This is a genomic window from Vibrio sp. 2134-1, from assembly GCF_033339495.1.
In genome coordinates, this window is sequence record NZ_JAWOUS010000839.1 from 1 (window position 1) to 546 (window position 546).

Annotated in this window: 1 pseudogene; it reads left to right on the forward strand. The window is 42.7% G+C overall.

Going from position 1 to position 546, the window contains the following annotated elements:
• Positions 1 to 58: 58 nt before the first annotated feature.
• Positions 59 to 546: pseudogene (locus tag R7R78_RS28840) on the forward strand (AEC family transporter); the annotation flags it as partial.

Below are 546 nucleotides of genomic sequence, written 5' to 3' on the forward strand. Positions count from 1 at the left end.
ATCACTTAGTTGATTAACCAACTAAGCGCACATCTACCTCATATACACTAAGGCGACCATGATTAATCAGATCATTAATATTCTTTTTCCTGTATTCGCTCTTGTCGGTGTGGGCTATCTTGTTGGGCGCCATATCAAACCTGATTTTGGCCCCATCAATCGAATTAATATCGATGTATGCACGCCAGCTCTGGTTTTTTCCTCATTGGTGAGCATGTCGCTCGACTCTGAACAAGGTCCCCTGCTCTTAGCCGCCATCATTGCGGTTTTAATTCCGGGGTTACTCATGATTCCGATTTGTAAAATCACTGGGCTAACATTTAAAGCTTGGGCTCCACCTCATATGTTTCGAAATAGCGGGAACCTTGCGATACCGTTGTTCACTTATACATTTGGCGAAGTTGCCCTTTCTTCTGCTGTACTGCTGTTTGTAGTATCAGCTTGCTTACATATCAGCGTAGGTGTGATGTTGTTAAGTAACGGGAATCCATTGAAACAAATCATAAAGATGCCCATTTTCTTATCGGCATCGCTCGCATTATGTTT